Below are 18,473 nucleotides of genomic sequence, written 5' to 3'. Positions count from 1 at the left end.
GAAGAATACTTTTCTCCTTATTGCAAATTGTAAAAATGGACCACCCGGTATAAAAGAAATGGATGAAATGGAAGAAAAAAACAACAGGCCGCCCCTTCCCGATGATAGAAGGAATAAAATACTGAAACAGGTGCTGAAGACCCTGTTTATAAGAATTCCCCTGGCCCTGGGTATTATCATTGCCCTGACCCTCCTTTTCCTGAAGATATATCTCACTCCCGGCAGGGTGCAGTCCCTTATGACGGATACCTTCAACAAGAGCTCCCACGGCACCCTGACCGTTGCGGTGCGGGAATTCAGCCCTTATAGCGGTTTTGTCATGGAAGACCTGGTTATAAAAAACGGCACGGAATTCGACCGGAGTACCTTTGTCAGTATTAAAAAACTGGTCTTCAAATACAGCTTCTTCCGCCTCTTCACGGGCAGTGTCCGTTTCCCCGAAATAGGCATTTATGAGCCGAAGATTTACCTCGTGGAAAAAAAGGGGCGATGGAATACCGACGTTCTCATGAAGGCGGGGGATAAAAAGCCTGAAAAAAAAACCAGTGCCAAGAAAGATACAGGCGGTCCCCTGGCAAAAGAGATATCCTTCCCTATCTCACTGGATTTTTTGTTGCATTTCATCCTTAAGGACATGGATGTCCATGTCCGGGGAAGCGGGTTCGACGCGTCCATGAAGGGCCTGACCTTCACGGCCGACATGCGTGTTCCGCCCTTTAAGAGACTTCCACTCTCCCTGGAGGCCCTGCGCCTCCTGGAAACCATGGAAATGAGCCTGAACCCCCGGGAAGAACTGGACGTGTCATTCTATTCCCGCGATGCCGAAGTAAGCCCGCCCCTTATTGTTATGTGGAAACTCAATTTTGCCAATGGGAAAGGACAGCCTCCGCGCTTTAACAGTCAGCTTAAACTGGGCACCTACCGGACGCCGGTGCGCTTCAAACAGTCCCATCTTGCCCCTCTCAATTTTCTTGTCTCATATAACATATATTATAATCCTTTGAATGATTACCTGGCCATCAACAACCTGAGTATCACTTTCAAAAGCCGGCGGTGGATATACCTGGGCGGCGAGATCCGGAATGTGACGAAAAACGCCTTGCTTGACCTGCAGATGAGTGAGAGCACCATCCTCATCGATGAGTTATATCCCTATTATGCCATCATTACCGGCGACCGCAAGACCCGCTTCGGCGGCAGCATCTCCTTCATGCCCCTGAAGATCAGCGGCACTGCTTCAGCCCTGACTCTGGACGGGTCCGTGGTGCTGAAAAACTTCTACGCCCGGGTCCCGTCGCCGTCAGCAGACGTCTCCATCCCTTATATGAATCTCTCCTATACGGCGAGGAAAAGAGGGGATGATGTCGATCTGAATACGTCGCTGAAGGTTCCCCATCTCTTCTACACATACCAGGGAGGCAAGTCCGGTGACAACGGGCTGGACCTCACCGCTGAAATGTCCGTAACGGAGAGCTTCCGTGCGGTTCTGATCAAGGGCATTTCCTTCCGGTTTTTTGAACCCGCCTCGGGCCGCTCCGCCCTGTCATTCCGGACCAGGGGACGGGCTTTCCTGGGCGACACACTGAAGGCGGTTCTGCATGTGGAAGATATCACCTTTTCCCGCGACCCCCTGCTCTCCATGACACCGGACCGGTATCATAAGAAAATATCATCCATTCCACTGAAAAATCCCGTGACCATGAACATTGACCTGGACTTCAGCCAGTCCCGGGAAGCAATGGCGGCCGACCTGCAGATGCTGGCGAAGATACCCGACTATGACCTCATGGACCTCCGGCTGTCAGCGCAGGTGGTGCAGGACCAGGTGAGAAAAAAAATCATAATTAAAAATGTAGCCCTGGGCAGTAAAACCTGGAACTCCTCTTTCCAGGCCCGGGGCTTTCTTGAGATGCAGAAGGCTCCCTTTTCCGATTCGGACATCCACCTTACCATGAAATTCGATTCCCCGGAAAAGAGGAACATCTACGACGACTGGTTCGTGTCGGGGATGATGGATCTCTCCACGAGGATCACAGGCGACCTGGACAGCGGTAATGCCGCAGGGTTGCTTAAGATAGATAACTTCAATGCATCCAGCGCAAAGAAAAAAACCGAGGTCCGTGGTTTCAACCTGGACTTTCCCTTCCGGTATGCCTTCGCCGCCAGGAAACAGAGTGAGTCCCTCCTGAGCGTGGGCAAGGACCAGCTCATAGACAATGATAACTTCAGGGAAAAGCCAAATTTCACCATCAGCTCAATCAAGGGAAAACACCCTGCCCGAAATGTGACCTTTGAATACATGAAGGATTTCCAGGCCTTCATGGCCTTCCGCAACAACATTTTCGAGATATCCAATATGAAGGCCTATGTCATGGACGGATCGCTCCAGGCACGGAGCATCCTCTTCAACATGGCCGATATGAAACCGGCAAACATGGAGTACAAGCTCATCGTTGACCTGACCAATGTGGATATCGGGAAGCTCGATGAATGGAGAACCGGCAAAAAGGCCAGGGACGCCGAGCTTTCCCTTACAGCCAATTTCACGGGCCGTAATGTGAACATCAAAAAGCAACTCGATGCCCGGGGCTATATTAATATTTACAAAATCGGCAAAGAGTTTGCCGGAAAGCTCATGAAGGGCCTCAGCGAGGAAAAAGGCAAATCGAAGCTGGGGAACCTGACCCAGGCCGTGGTAGACAATACCGTTAAAGTCAAAGGCTTTAACTTCTCACTGGACAAGGGCAACGTGTATACCACGGTAAAAATTTCACAGGGTTTTTTCCGCCCCATTATTAAAATTGACAAGGATGAAATCACTTTTGACAGGATGCCCATCCAGGAGTATCTACGAAGAGTGAGAGAAGGAGAATGATTATGAGAACCATGATTATATCGATACTATTTTCCCTGTGCCTGTTTATATTCGGCGGTTGTTCATCAACTCCCAACTTTCCCAGCTGCATCAGCATCAAGCCGCCGGCTATTCACATCACGGGAGAAAAGACCGTCATAGAACGCCAGATCACGGGAGACTACAACGAGGTAGAAAAGGACGCCTGGGCTGTCTCATCGGTCAAGACCCTTCCCCGCGAAACGGAACAGGCCAAACCGGCCGCAAGCGCCGACCAGGAGCTCTTTATGGCCCTGAAGATCCGGGAATTCCACCTGGAAAAAATATCGGCGTATAAAAAGGAAGGGTCCCTGGGCGAGACACGCACGGGACTTGTCCAGTATATACCTGTCGATGAATACGAAAAGAACAGGGATCGCAGGGAGATCCTTCTCAGTGTGATAAAAAATGAAAACGACGCACGCATGACTATATTCAGACGAAGCACCTTCCTGGCCCTGAAGCGCGAGGCAACGGAAGAAGAAATCGCTTCCTTTGGAAACCAGTTCGCCAAAGAACAGAGGGCCCTGGCACTAAAAAACGAATGGATACAGGATGACAATGGAAGGTGGGGCAGAAAATGAAAAAGCTTTCTTTCCTTATATTTATCTATACGATCCTTTTCCCCTTCATTATCACCTGCGAAAATAAAAAGGGCGATGAGGTCAGCTTCAGCTACAAGGCCATCATGGACAAGGAGTTTCGATATGACGTAGGCGAAGTGATTCCCGTCACGGTTGAACGATCCATTGAAACCGAAGGAGATATTTCTCCCGACGGTGATTACCTGTACTATGCATCCAACCGCGAAAACGGCAACTTTGATATTTACCTGCGTGAGCTCGACGGCATAACCACGGTGCGTCTCACCCATCATGCCTCGAAGGATTCGGAGCCCGTGGTGTCTCCCGACGGCAAGCGGGTGGCCTTTGTTTCAAACCGCGAGGACCCTGAAGGCGACATTTACCTCATTAAGCTCGATGCAAAAAATATAATCAACAAGGCGAAACAATCCGTTTCCCGCCTGCCGTCCCAGGACAGTTCGGCCCGCAACCTCACACAGATACAGGACCCGTCGGCAGGCACGATTCTTATATCACGAGATGCCGGCCCCTGCTGGTCTCCCAACGGAAAATTCATCGTTTTCTCTTCAAAAAGGGATGGCATTGAGAATATCTGGCTTATGGAGGATGACGGGGACCGTCCCCGCAAAATTACCGAAAAGGGCGGCGTGTATCCCCGTTTTTCCGCCGACGGGAAAGATGTGATATTTATCTCCTACCGCGACGACAATCCCGGGGGCGACATCTACTCGGTGCACCTTGAAACAGGAAAAGAGAAAAAACTCATCACTTCACGGGGGATAGTGCTCTTCCCGTCCTATCTTGCCGATACGGATGAAATCATATATACCCTTATCGACCGGGATACCAATGGCAATGGCAGCATAGACCTGAAAGACAACGCTGTTCTGCAGTATCATAACACCAGGACCGGCGAGGAATATCCCCTGACCCTTTATACCCAGTCGTCCTTCAATGCCCGGTGGCTGCCCATCAAAGTTTTCAAATCTAAAACATATGATGCCATTCTTCTTTACTCCAATCAGCAGGGTGATAACATCAACCTGAACATCATCCCGGAAAACGGCATCATCCCGAAAAAAGGAGACTCCTATTCCCAGTATACCCTGGCCCAGCGCTATCGAGAAGAATTCCAGGATGAGGGAAAATACCTGCTGGCCCTTGAAAGGGTGCACCAGTTTTTCCGGAACCAGAAAGACATGAATGCCAGGATTTATTCGGCCAGGGCCCTTGCCCTTCTTGTCGGGGAATCCCGGGAGACAGCGGCAAAAGAACGATACCTGGGACTTCTGAAAAAAATGTCCAGTGACGGCGATCCTTACATATCGGCTCTCCATGCCATGGCAAAAAACCGGGTTCAGGGGAAAAGCACCCTGTCCGTCCTGCATGATGCCATAAAGAGAATCGAAAAAAATAACAATGAAAAACGATATATGCCCTATCTACTGGAAGAACTGGGAACCGAGGAACTGGCGTGGGGCGAGAAGTCATCGGCCGTATCGGCATATGACAGGATTATCCGGGAATATCCATCCTATAAGGGCATAGAGTCCGTTCATTTCAGAAAAGCGTTTCTTGAGAATGACAGAATGCAAGATACGCTGTCACCGTCAACGCTTTACATTCTGACAAGCGGATCATCGTATAACAGGGTACAGCTCACCAAGTACCTGGTTAGCCTGTATGAAAAAGAAAAAAACACGGCACATAAAGACGGCATTCTCAGGAAGTTGCTTTCAACTCATGATCAAACTCCACAGCTGAAATCCTTTTTCAACTATACGCTGGCAGTAACGGCCATGCAGCGGAACCGAAACGAAGAAGCGGAAAAATATCTCAAGGAAACTTTGAAATCAACGCGCAATATCGAACTCCTCTTTTATCGTTCACAAATACTCCTGGGAGAATTGGCCCTGAGACAAAAACATTTCCGTGAGGCGGAAATTTATTTCGCTACCGCAGCACGGGGTTATCTCTTCCTGTGGCATGAACCCGATTACCGGGACCGCCTTAAGTGGCTCATCAATTTTTACGAAGAATACGGTCAAAGAGCCGAGAGCTCGGGAGATTTCAGTGGAGCAGTGGAACTCTATGACAAATATGCCACGCTCATGAGTGTAGTACACCGCAAAAGGGCCTTTGATGATCTCTATGACGAGTATGGCCCGCGGGCCCATATCTATTATATTAATGCCAGCACACAGCTTAAGAAAGACGAAGGAATCAGGGAACTGGAGAAAAAATACAGCGATGGGCTCACCAAGGCACGGATGGATTTCGACAAGGCCCACCTGTATGGTCTTGGATATATCTATACCCTGAAAGCCCTTCAACAGGAGTATAAAAAACAGGTTAAAAACCCTCAGGAGGCTGTGGGGCTGCAAGCCCTGCTGGCCAATTTTTCCGAGGCCATCGCCCACATCGACTGGGCTGTTTTTATCGATGACACCTTCATCGAATCGCATATTTTGAAAAGCTGGATCTACCAGTATGTCGATCTTCGCCGTTCGGAAGACAAGGGCGAAAATGAAAGGCTTTTCAACAGGTATTTCCCTTCTTTTCTGTGGGAAAAAAATATCTCCATACTGGAACTTGCCCTTGACATCAACAATGAGACGATTCACGGAGAAAAAGAAGGGAATATTCATCTCAATATGGCGAACAATTACTTTCTTCTCAACAATTATCCCGAAGCGCTCAACCATTACGCCATGACACAGAAATATAAGACAAGCTTCAATTCAAAAATCGAAGAGGCTCTCTTCTATTTTCACCTGGGTTACTGCTACTGGCAGAACGATGAAATCGAAAAGGGGCGCCGGGAGATACGAAAATCCCTCTTCATATATGAATCACTCTCCCAGGGCAGCAACATATCCCGGTATAAAAATCAGCTCATTACCCTTTATAAATATTATGCCCTCTTTTTCCGCTGGGAGGAAAACTACGGGGAAGCCATAGACTGGTATCAGAAGATCCTCTCCTTCGCTTCGAAATACCGGATAAGAATAGACAGGGCCCGGTATCTCCAGGAAATTGCTCAGTGCCATCGGGAATCTGGCGATTATGACAGCGCTATCAGATACCTTGAACAGGCCAGTCTTCTCCTGAACAGGTATCCCGATGACGAACAAACGTACAAATTTCAGTTCCGTTTTTTTGATATTATTCCCTTTTCCTTCTATGATCTCGGTCTGGACAACGCTGTAATCGGTGAAAGTAAATTTTTCACAAAACTCGACACCCGCAGTAAAAGGCTCCTCAACCTCTCCCTGCTGGAATCCATTCATGCCGACACGGGAAACTACGGCAAGGCCGCCCAATTTCTGGAAAAGAAAATTAAATACCTGGAAAAGCGCGACACTCAGGTCGACCTCGAATCTCTCATCACCACTCACAATAACCTGGGATATTACAGTTTCAAATCGGGCAACTACATGCAATCGCGCGAGCATTTTGAAAATGCCTGGAAACTCGCCATGAAGACAGGCAGCCCCGAGGGCGCCCTTACATCTATTCTCAACCTGACAACCCTCTTTGCCTTTTCAATAGAGAACAAACCCGGCCTCATTCAGAATCCGCTGAAAGATGCCGACGCCATGATCGACCGGATCACGTCCTATCGTCAGGGATATGAAAATAATCTCTATACCATACGATACGATGAACTGTCAAAAGAGGCAAAAAGTCAGAACCGAAAGATCCTGAAGAGCGAGGAGGATGCCCTGCGCGAAGAGATTTCCCGGGAATCCCGCCAGACATACTACCGCCTCGATGTGGCCCGGGGAATACTGCTGTTCTATAAAGCGGAACTGACCCGCATGAACCTTCTGACCGGCGCAACCGATGACGCTTATAAAATTTATAAAAATCACGAAGGGCTTTTCTCAATATACAACGAGGCCCTCTCGGCCTTTCAATCATCACGGGAGGAGGCGGAAAACCGCCAGAACCCCGGACTTCAGGTTAAACTCTTATTGAATGCCGCTGTCTGCTATACCAGAATGGGCGCTTACGATAAGGCCTATGCCATGTATAGTGATGCCGTAACACTGGCCGACAGCCGTCAATCCATTCTGCTCCAGTTCTCGACGTACCTTGAAACGGCCCGTTTCCTGAAGGAACAGGGCAGGTCCGTCGAAGGTGATGATTTCCTCACCGTAGCCGCCGATTATTATGAAAAGGCGCTTTCACTGGTGGAGAAATATCCTGTTTTTTATTCTGACAGCCTGAGCAAAATCGAAAACCTCTATGACAGTCTGGCCGAAATATACATTCAGGCGGGCAAGTGGAAAAATGCATTCCATCTGTCGGAAAGACAATATGCCGCAGTAAAAATCATCGTCATAAACAGGTTATCACCGGATTTCAGCGATAAAAATGATGTTCGCGCTTATCACCGGTATCAGAAAATTCTGGCGGAAATCCGCCGATCCATGAACGAGATATCTTCACAGGATGAAAACCTTGACGAGGGAGTCAGGGCGCTGCAGACAAAAAACCTCGAAAGCCGGAAAAATGAACTGGATACATTTACGCGTAATCTTCGGAAAGACAGGCCGCTTCTGGCATCATATCTTTCCATGCATAATTCCGAAAGCCTTCCCGACAAAAGCGTTCAGGCTGTTTCGTTTTTCCTCGCAAAAAACAAACTCCATGCGTGGATCATAAAGGAAGGTACCATAACATTCACCACGATCGGCGCCAATACCGGTGATAGCGCAGACCTTGCAAGCCGTATAACAGCCTTCCTTGAGAAAACCGGCGGCGGCAAAAATATCTATGTAGTTTTCAATCAGAGCATCATGCGCATTCTCAGAGAATCCTCACCGGCTCCCCGGTTCCCCCGGTGTACCTTCGTTCCTTCAGTGAACTCCATAGCATACTGCCGCCGGGAGCAGGACCGTCCCCTCTACAATGTTTTTTATACAGGGACCGGCCTTGCCGGGCACCTGTCATCGAAATCGCTTCCCGTAACTGAATACAAAAAGGAACCCGTTGATTACACGCCCTTTTCCCTCCTTGTTGATGAAGGGGAGAATGAACTCTTCACTCCCGCAATCCTCTTCAACACAAAACTGAAGCCGGCTCTGATCATAAAAAATATCCAGGACCTGGGCTATGAATCGATAATTTCATTCTTCGAGGCATCACTCTATGCAGATATTCCCTCAACGATCATAACGTTGCGATCCGGCCAATCAGATCTTGCCGCAACAATCAGGCTTGTTGCCGGAGGAGGGTTTCCCTCTCTGGCAGACCGTGCTGAAACCGGATTAGTAGTTCTTCCCTTCGGCCATTTCATCGGCGGAAAAGGAATCGTCCTCAACGAGAAAGAAAAGTTGAAAAAAGCCGCCGAGGCAATGGAAAAGCATGATCACTATGTTTCGGCAGGCTCCTATGAATTGGCCCGCATCGAGCTGAACCGATGGCATGAACTTTCCCGCAAAGACACGGAAACGGAAATTCGGTATGCCTGCGACGGCGCCATACTGCACCTGCTCCAGGGAGATATTGTAAAGGCTTCAGACCTGGTAAAAAACGTCCTGTCATCGTTTTCCGGTGACGCTGTCCCCACGGAACCGCTGCTCATACTGAAAATATATCTTGATCTTTACCAGGGTGATATTGCATCGGCCTCACAGGTCCTGCAAAACAATCCCCGTTTGCGGACATACGCCGAGACAGGTATCTTCGATGCAATTATTGAGGCTGCAGCAGGGTCCCTGGATAAATCGTTAAAATTATACAGAGAGCTGGAAAGTTCTGACAATGCCGACTCCCCTGAAATGGACGGACATAAACAAGTCCTGCCCATGGGAAGGCTGCAGCTTCTCTTTGCCGAATACCTTCTTATGCTCGAAGGCCGCGATACGGCCCGTTCCATATTGAAAAACCGGCAGGGTGACTTCCCCATGTCGGATCGTGAAACCATCAGCTACGGCTTTCTCGGGGGATCGAAAAATTCCATAGCCGGCCAGTCAGAACGTGCAGCCGGTATCGTAAATACAGGAGATGAACTCCTTACCAATGAGAAAATATCCCCTCGCCGTCTTCTCGAGTATTCCGTGTCACTGGGAGGATTCGACCGTCTCACAGCACCTGCCTGGACAGTTCTCCTGGAACAGTCCCGCCATAGAAACCTCGAATCTGATATAATGTCCTCACTTGAAAACATGGACATAGACAGCCTGTGGGGCAATACATCCCGTCTTGATGCGATTCTCCTGCTGAAAACGCTCTCCCGGCTTTATACCGGCGCCGGCGAACCGACACATGCCATTGAGATTATTGATTCTTTGCTGGCCCGCTTACAGGACAGGGGAAACATCAACCTGACAAAGGAACTGATGCTAAACAGGGGGAATATCCTTGCCCGACAGGGCCTCTATTCCGACGCCTATAAAAACACGCTGGAGCTGGAACAAATGACTGGCAGGGATGAGCGTTTCTTTCAGGAGATTCAGATTCTCCTGCTGGAATGCGAAACCAGGCTGGTACAAAAAGAACGCGCTGAGAATCGCATCAGTGAACTTCTCCTGGATAAAACCCTGTCAGGCGTTCATGCCTTTACTCTCCTTCTATTGCAGACACGCCTGGAACTCAACAGGCTGGCAACGTTAAAAACTGCCACGGCGGAGGAAGGCAGGCTTTTCGAACAGCTCTTCCAAACGGCCATGGACCGGCTGGATTCGGATCCCGGGCTGTACGGCTCCATCACATCCGTTGATCTTCTGGAAGAGGTCATCGATGAGTACATAAATTATAAAATGAAAACCGGCAACAGGACCGATGCCCTGCTATATTCAGATATGAAAAAGCATATCTCGGCACGATTAAAATATGCCGCCACGACCGGCCAGCTTAAAACCATTCGTTCCCTTCCATTCGTGGAAATACAGAAAAAAATACCTTCCGATGCGGTCCTGATCTGCATCACAAAAAACAAGAAGGATATCTTTGCCTGGATTTTGACGAAAACTGCTAAAAACACGGAAATAATCAAAGACGTGATCCCCGGGCTGACAGATGAGCTTGCACGGTATAAAGAAAACCTCCTTTCTCTGCAAAATACGGCCAACACGTCACTCGCACTGGACAGAATATTTACATCTTTAAAGAAATATTATAAGGATAAAAAAACAATAATTTTTATTACCGATGAATTCATGGAACAGGTTCCCTTTGAAATCATGGGGGAAAAAAATTTCCTCGTTGAAACGCACGGAGTCTATTTCCTTCCATCGCTGGCAACGGCATTGAAAAATATTTCTCCAAATGTCCGGAGCGTCGAAATCATTGGCAGGAGCAGGGATAAAATTTTTACCGGTGTTGAAGAAATAGCCCTGCGGGAAAGCGGTCTACCCCTCTCTTCCGGCATAGCGACCGGCAGTATCGCCCACCTCTTTGATCCGGTTCTCTATAATCAGGACGAGAGGATACTATACTGCGAGGATACAAATTTTGGTGAAATCGCAAAGCGAAGTACGAGCCTGTATCTCCCATTCCTCGATCTCACCGGATCAGGTCCTGGTATTTTTTCCCTCACAAACTCACAGCTGGGCATTAATTTTATCATTTTCAACAACAGTACGGTCCATGACAATAACAATGCATGGTTCATCAATTCACTGTATGCACAACTGGCCAGGGGTGGCGACATCCGCATATCTTTTGAAAAGGCGATACAGTCCCTGAAAGATAAAAAGGAGTTCAGGCACCCGGCATACTGGTGGGGGATTCGTTTATATTGCAATGGCCTGTAAATGCCTTGCTTTATACCGGTTCCTTTGATATTGTATTATATTATAAGGAATCTGAATGAAATATTATTAAAATTGATAAAATTACAGGGAGGAAATATGATAAAAGAAAAAGGAATGATGATTGCGATTGTTGTTTGCACCATGCTCATAGTTCCGCTTCAACTCATGGCACTGTCCGTATCATTTTATATTGGTGATGTCAGTGCCGTAAGAGACAACAAAAAAATTGATATCACCATGGGAACAGAGATCAATAGCGGTGATAGTATCAAGACCGGTGCAAAATCCACCGTGGAGCTCGTATACCAGGATGGCAGCAAAATAACCGTCCTTGAAAAAAGCACGGTCCGGGTTGGGAGCCAAAACATAAAGGATTCAGACAGTATCTCGCTTATCTCCGGGAATATCACGGGTAAATTCGAAAAGCTGAAAAAAGGCAGTCACAAGGTTTATACGCCCACCATCATCTGCGCTGTCCGGGGAACGGAATTCACGGTTTCCGTCAGCGACGGCGGCGATTCACGTATTGATCTCGCCGAGGGAAAACTCGCCCTGGACAATCCCTATGGTTCCATGGAGCTCAATCCCGATGAAAGGGCCGACACCATTGTTTCACAGAAACCGGAAAAGGCCGCCGATGATTCAACAGTGGAGAACTGGCAGGCTGAAAAGAATAAAGAGCTCGTGGAAAATCCTGAAGAAAAAAGTGATCAGTACGACGCCCATGTCAGCACCTTCAGGGTAAGAAATAAAAGTACCAGCGATTCCATGGACACCTATAAAAAAATGGTTAAAAAAGCCGGAGACCAGAAAAGCCTTGAAAAGGCCGGTGAGAATATCGATACCGCCGAAGAGTCCATCCAGAACGATCTTCTTCTCAATGAGGCCTCCAGCGCTTCACTGGAAAATATCATGAAGGACTTTGAAGCGAGAAACAACTCGATCTACAAGAAGTTCAAAAAACTGAAAGAGGAATCGAATAAAGTCCTTGAACAGCAGAAAAAAAACTATGAGGCAATTCAGGCTGTCAGGGAAGCCCATCGCAAGGCCTATGAAAAGATAATGGGAAAATTCCAGAATGATAGAAATCAAATACTCAACGATTTGAACATGGGTGATGTAAAACCGAAAATAGACAATAAATAAAAGATAAACCCCTCCCCCTTGATGGGGGAGGATGGTAGGGGTGTGATAGAGAAACCTATGCTATAAAGGAGCAGCTAACCACCGTCCTCTTGCACCGTATTTCAACTCAGTCGTATTACCTTTCTGGTCAGGGATGTATCCTGTTCCCCCTCTTTTTCCACCAGGTCCATGGCATCGGGGTTATTCCTGAAACGGAGAACATTGAGCATGAAAATATCCAGCTTGTTAATGATATTGGGAGGAAGTATATCACCGTCAATTTCCACGGATATGATGGGATAGAGGCGCTCCCTGGCCCAGGGAGTCACCAGACCCTCTATGACCCTGCCTATGAGACAGGCGAAGGGGGATATGTTAACCACACCGGAAAAATCGCCCATGAGAGCTGTTGATGCCACGCCGCTTGAAATTGAAATTTCCGATTCGAGTTCCGATGTGACAAAATGATCAAAGGCGTTGCCCATAATTTTGTCCATATCATGGGGAGTCTCGGGGATAAGCTCTGTGGATTCCAGGGCTTTTTTCACCTTATGTTCCACGCTGTGTTTCCACTTCGCCTCTATTCCAAAGAGGATGAGGTCCCTGAAATCCTTTGAGAAATACCGGCTGTACCAGGGAATAAGCTTCAGGCGCTTCACAATTTCATAGCGCCGCATGTAGTCGCAGTAATAGATCCATTCCGTGATGCCCGACACCTTGGCAATAATGCCCTTCCTGCTCATGAGGCGGATAAGTTCATCAACGGCGAAGTCGTCACGCCGCACGTATATCTCGCCCACGACCAGAACCTTCGGTGCGTCCTTCATCTTCTGTTTCAGCGGAATTTTGGCTATCTCTCCAGCGATCCTCTTCATGGCAGGAATAATTTTACTCGTGTCGGTCTCGGCGATATCGATGAGTTCCTGCCAGAGCTCATCATATTTTGCAATGGCTGCCAGGGGATCCACGGCGCAGGTACGCAGCGATGTCTCGATGTCCTTCATAAAATCGGCTGCCACCAGCCCCCACCAGGCATGCCTGGAAAACTTCGAACCCAGTTCATTATAGGAATTTTCCGAGTCCAGCGTCACCACGACAACGTTCTCAATCCTGAGATCCTTGAAAAGATTTTCATAGAACACGAAGTACTGGCCGGTCCGGCATGGGCCGGTTGTCGTTGGCACAAAAAGGAGATATATTTCATCCTTCCGGTACTTTTCCGATGTAAGGTACTTGAGGGCCGCCCCCAGAACCAGCTGCGAAGGCAGGCATTCCTTGCCCGACATGTAGCTTCTCGCCAGCTGCAGCGTATAGGCATCGGGAAGCGGCATGGCCTCGGCGTTGACATTGGCGCTCCTCAAGGTTGCTGCGAGAAGCTCCGAGGAGAGCCTGCCCATATTGGAGAGAAGCATCTTAACTTTATTGTTGCCGAAGATATCGATCCTTTTATTGCCATGAATATCCATGAGATGCAGGGGGTCTTTTCCGTTATTGATGAAACGGAGTCCGTTATCATACCGCTCCTCTTCACTGGATGAAATGTTCCGGTAGCCTTCAATGATATCAAGGAAAGCCTCAACCCGCGTGTCAACACCGGCATCGGCGGAATGGGAATCCAGTTCCAGAACCAGGAAGGGCTTCATGCCCATGTACCACCGTATGTAGTGAAGCATGAAGGAATCGGGAGCGCAGGAAAAATTCGTAATATAAGTTACGAAAATATTATCTTCCTTCTTAAGAAAGGCGCTGGCCTTCATATCCTGCTGACCGTAATACCAGTACATGTTGCTGAAAATCTTCGTGTCTTCAAAAGGAAGCATGTCGAAGGGAATCACGGAATATCCCCGGCTGGTAAACTTCAGGGGTATCCCCATGTTGGCGTCGCGCGTGAAGGCATTATACGGTCTTCCCAGCAGTGCTATGACGGGGCGCTCGGCCTTTCTCGCGGCCTCAAGGGCCTCGGCTCCCATGGCCTTGTATTTATCGCCGAACTCCAGCTGCTTGGCATTGGCGATCTTGAAGGCTTTGCGCACTTCGGACTCGCCGATACCGAGCTGTTTCCCCATGGCGATAAATCCCTCCAGGGCCTTTTCGATGCCGTACTTGAAGGTGACCACAGGCGCCAGCAGCCGGTCCTCGGGCACATCGGTGAAGGCCTTTTTTATATAGTAAGGAAGGCTTTGCGTGATGGGACAGAAGTTTGCATGGACATCCTCCTCGTAGCTGGGCATGTCGCGGAAATGGGGAACAAAGATATAATCGGTGCCGCTGTTGATGATGGACTGAACGGCCCCGTGGGCGATTTCGGCAGGGAAGCAGTACGCTCCCTCTGTTCTGGCTATGCCCTCATGCTCGATGGTTTCGGAAAGTTTTGTTTCGATGCCCAACTCATGAAAAAACCAGGAGTAGAGGGGCCAGAGGGTGTACACGGAAAAGGCCCTGGGAACTCCCACCACATAGTCGCGCTTGCGCTCCAGTGAACCGGGCGCGGGTGCGCAAACCTGAAACAGAAGCTCTTCTCGTCTGTCTATATAGTTGAAGACACCGGATTCATCAAATGTTTTCTTTCTTCGTATATTGGTGTACTTGTTACATCGTCCGCCGAACATATATTTGTTGCCGTTTACATTGAGCACCCTGATGGAACAGAGATTCTCGCAGGCCTTGCAGTTGAACTCACGTTCATAGACGATTTCCGAGGCCAGCATCTTGTCCAGGTCATAGGAGGCCTTTTCTATGAAGCCGTCATTAAACTTTTGCCTGGCAAGAATACCCACACCGAAGCACCCCAGGAGCTCGGGATCGGGAGGCACGATGATATCCTTGTCAAGAAGCATGGCGAATGCCAGCGGAATGGCCCTGTTCTTGGCAACGCCGCCCTGAAGAACAATGTTCTTCCCGATGGCCCTGTTGCCCACAACCCGGTTGAGATAATTGGAGACAATGGAGGTTATGATCCCCGCCGTAATGTCCTCGCGAGAGGCGCCGTGCTGTATAGCCTTGCGTATGTCGGAATTGATAAATGCCGAACAGGCCTCACCGAATTTGAGAGGGGATTCGGCCCGGACCGCTATCTCGCCGATTTCTTCTACCCTGGTGATATTCAGGTCCCCCGAGGCCGATTCCTCGATAAACGAACCGGTTCCGGCCGAGCAGGCCTCATTCATTGCATAGTCGATGGGGACCTTGTTCTTCAGGTATACATACTTGGCGTCCTGGCCGCCGATTTCAAATATGGTGTCAATATCTTCCTTGAAATAGGTCGTTCCCACGGCATGTGCTATGATCTCGTTATATACGGCCGGTGTTTCAAGAAATACGCCCAGGATCTCCCGCGACGAACCCGTTGTGGAAGTAAGTGTTATGCTGATCGGCGCATCGCCGATCTGTTCCTTGAGCTGTTTCTTTACTTCAACTATACAATTCTTCAGAGCCCGCACCGGGTCTCCGTGGGTTCTCCCGTAATGCTCGGCGACAATTTCATCGGTCTCGATGTCAATAAGTGCGATCTTTGTCGTCGTGGAACCGCCGTCTACACCGAGAATATATTCGCCACCGGGCTTCGCCTTTCCCCGCCGCGGCTGCAAATAAGTAACACGCCCTTCGGCGGTCTTCAATCCCGGAAGACGTGAAAAGCCGATTACATTGGGCTTGTACCTGTTCTCCTCATCTGGGAAAGTGCTGCCGGCTGTTCTTGCGAGAAGTGCCGCGCCAAAGGCCTCGAAGTATGCCGCCTCGTCGGGAATGACAAATTTCACATTGGGGAGCTTCTCCTTCAGAAACCGGATTATATATTTGTTCCGTGTCACACCGCCGGAAAGAAGGACTGAACCGTCCTGAATCTTCGCCCGCTTTAGAAAATCAACAACCTTTGTGGCCATAACATCGCTCAAAGAAAGAACGATATCGCCTTTGGTAGCTTCCCCCTTGTTCAGTTTATGTGTACAGTCGCTTTTCATGAAAACGGAACAGCGTGAGGCCATGGGCTGAACGCGGGAGCTTTCGGGAATAGTGTGAACCTCGGGGAGCGTTAGATTCATACGACCAAGCTGCTGTTTGAAAAACTCTCCGGTCCCCGATGCGCACTTGTTGCCGGAAAAATTGGTAATTATCTTTCCCTCACTGTCAATGGTGTACACGACAAAATTCTCACCCCCCAGTGAAACCACGGCATCGACCTTGTAATCCAGGGCATGCAGCGCCTCTTCTATACAGACCGATTCGATGACGTTGTTCATGTTGAGCAGGTAGCGTCCTTCGGTACCCGTTGCCAGCGAAATTGAATCATGCGGTATATGTTTATCATTCAATGTTTGCTTCAGAGTGTCGAGAAAATTGCCTTCATGGGCAACGACCTCATGCCAGAGAACAGAATCATCCTCAAGAAGTACGATTTTTATACTTGAAGAGCCAATATTTATACCCAGACTGTGCATATAAACCTCCAACACACGGTGAGTGATAAAAAAGAAAAAAACATAAAAGTATCTGTCATTTTTTTTGTCCAGTATATTTTGTCACGCATACTGAACATGAATTCATCACGCCTGTTATATTAAACTGTAAAATGAAAATAACCACTTTACAGCAAGGTGAAATAAATTACCTTAATCTGAAATATTTCTTGTTTTTTCTTGAAATATTTCTTTGTATCATTTATGCTGAAAGCTACGAATGATGATACAATCTCACTATTATAAATAGTATACATTAAAGGTACATACAACCACTACATGAAAAAAAATATTCTTATCGTTGAAGACGACCATGTGACCGCCCTCCTCATGAAAAGGTTTTGTATCGAACTGGGTAACACCGCCGTGGACATCATTTCAAAAGGCGAAGAGGCGATCAATTCTGTAAATACTCTCGATCCTCATATCGTGCTCATGGATATTACCCTGGAGGGAGAAATCGACGGCATTGAGGCGGCTGACAGAATTTACCGGCAGTCCAACGTACCGGTAATTTTCATCACCACATCAACCGACGATGAAACAGTTACCCGCGCCATGTCTTCAAATCCCTTCGGTTACATAATAAAACCATTCACAAAAAAGGATATTAAAACCGCGATTGAAATGGCGCTACTCCGGCATGATCTGGAAAACACCATCAGGGAAAACGAATACCAGATGACAACCATTTTAAACAGCATCGGCGATGCCGTCGTGGTCGTCAATCATGACGAAACCATAACATACATGAACCCCGTGGCGGAATTAATGACGGGGCAGAACCTGCATACCTCACTGGGTAGTCACTTCAGCGGTATCATACACATAGAGACCACGGCAGGGAAAAGACTGAAGAATATAAACAGCTTTGCACGGGAAGACGAAAATTCCCATCTCTATATAATTCAGAAATCCGGAAATCCCCTCCCCATTGATTACAAGATCAGCGCCCGCAGAGATGACAAGGGTGGCTCCCTGGGGACCGTCATGGTTTTCAGGGATATCACCGAAAGAGTTTTTTCCGATGATAAATTGAAGGAAACACTGGCCTATCTGAGAAGAGCCATGGGAGGCATTATCGAGGCCATGGATCGCACCGTGGAGAGCCGGGACCCCTATACCGCCGGACATCAACGACGGGTAGCAGACCTGGTACATAACATGGCAATACATATGGGATTCTCCGCCGACAAGATCGAAGGCATCCGCATGGCCGGTATGATACATGATCTGGGTAAAATATCGATACCGGCGGAAATCCTGAGCAAGCCGGCACGCCTGACACCCATAGAATTCAACCTGGTCAAAAGTCATGTACAGATCGGCTATGACATATTAAAGACCATCGATTTCCCCTGGCCTGTGGCCGCCATCGTCTACGAGCATCACGAACGTATGGACGGTTCCGGTTATCCGCGGGGACTCACAGGCGACAATATCAGCAGGGAGGGGCGGTTGATGGCCGTGGCCGATGTAGTTGAAGCCATGGCCTCGCACCGGCCGTATCGTGCTTCACTAGGCATTGAAAAAGCCCTGAATGAAATCAGAAACTGGAGCGGCACCCTCTATGACAGCGATGCCGTGGAGTGCTGCATATCTCTTTTCAGGGATAAAAATTATGTGCTGGCCGAAAAAGACACACGCTAAT

General features: G+C 48.5%; 6 protein-coding genes. 5 read left to right on the top strand and 1 reads right to left on the bottom strand.

Features of this window, described 5'->3' with window-relative positions; genetic code table 11:
- Window positions 1-58: 58 nt before the first annotated feature.
- From CVV44_00510 to CVV44_00495, 4 genes are read left to right on the top strand one after another with little or no spacing between them, the layout of a single operon-like run.
- A complete protein-coding gene (locus tag CVV44_00510) occupies window positions 59-2,875 on the top strand; it encodes a hypothetical protein (GenBank protein PKL41153.1) in 2,817 nt (938 codons plus the stop codon).
- Complete coding sequence (locus CVV44_00505) at window positions 2,872-3,477, top strand: hypothetical protein (GenBank protein ID PKL41152.1); 606 nt, start codon at window positions 2,872-2,874, stop codon at window positions 3,475-3,477. The genes CVV44_00510 and CVV44_00505 overlap by 4 nt, the downstream gene beginning before the upstream one ends.
- Complete coding sequence (locus CVV44_00500) at window positions 3,474-11,243, top strand: hypothetical protein (protein ID PKL41151.1); 7,770 nt, start codon at window positions 3,474-3,476, stop codon at window positions 11,241-11,243. Before CVV44_00505 ends, CVV44_00500 begins: the two co-directional genes overlap by 4 nt.
- Entirely contained in the window at window positions 11,244-12,389 is a 1,146-nt protein-coding gene (locus CVV44_00495; GenBank protein ID PKL41150.1) for a hypothetical protein, read from the top strand. It begins immediately after the preceding gene.
- 101 nt (window positions 12,390-12,490) lie between these two features.
- On the opposite strand, the gene CVV44_00490 is transcribed toward CVV44_00495, so the two are convergent.
- Window positions 12,491-16,804 (bottom strand): activase, encoded by a 4,314-nt coding sequence (locus CVV44_00490; GenBank protein PKL41149.1) that lies wholly within the window; start codon window positions 16,802-16,804, stop codon window positions 12,491-12,493.
- A 297-nt stretch (window positions 16,805-17,101) separates the two neighbouring features.
- Here CVV44_00490 and CVV44_00485 point away from each other — a divergent pair, with 297 nt between their 5' ends.
- Complete coding sequence (locus tag CVV44_00485) at window positions 17,102-18,472, top strand: histidine kinase (protein PKL41148.1); 1,371 nt, start codon at window positions 17,102-17,104, stop codon at window positions 18,470-18,472.
- The last annotated feature ends 1 nt before the right edge of the window (window position 18,473 follow it).

Source organism: Spirochaetae bacterium HGW-Spirochaetae-1, assembly GCA_002839375.1.
Classification (GTDB): domain Bacteria; phylum Spirochaetota; class UBA4802; order UBA4802; family UBA5550; genus PGXY01.
This window is presented reverse-complemented; position numbering and strand designations above follow the sequence as displayed.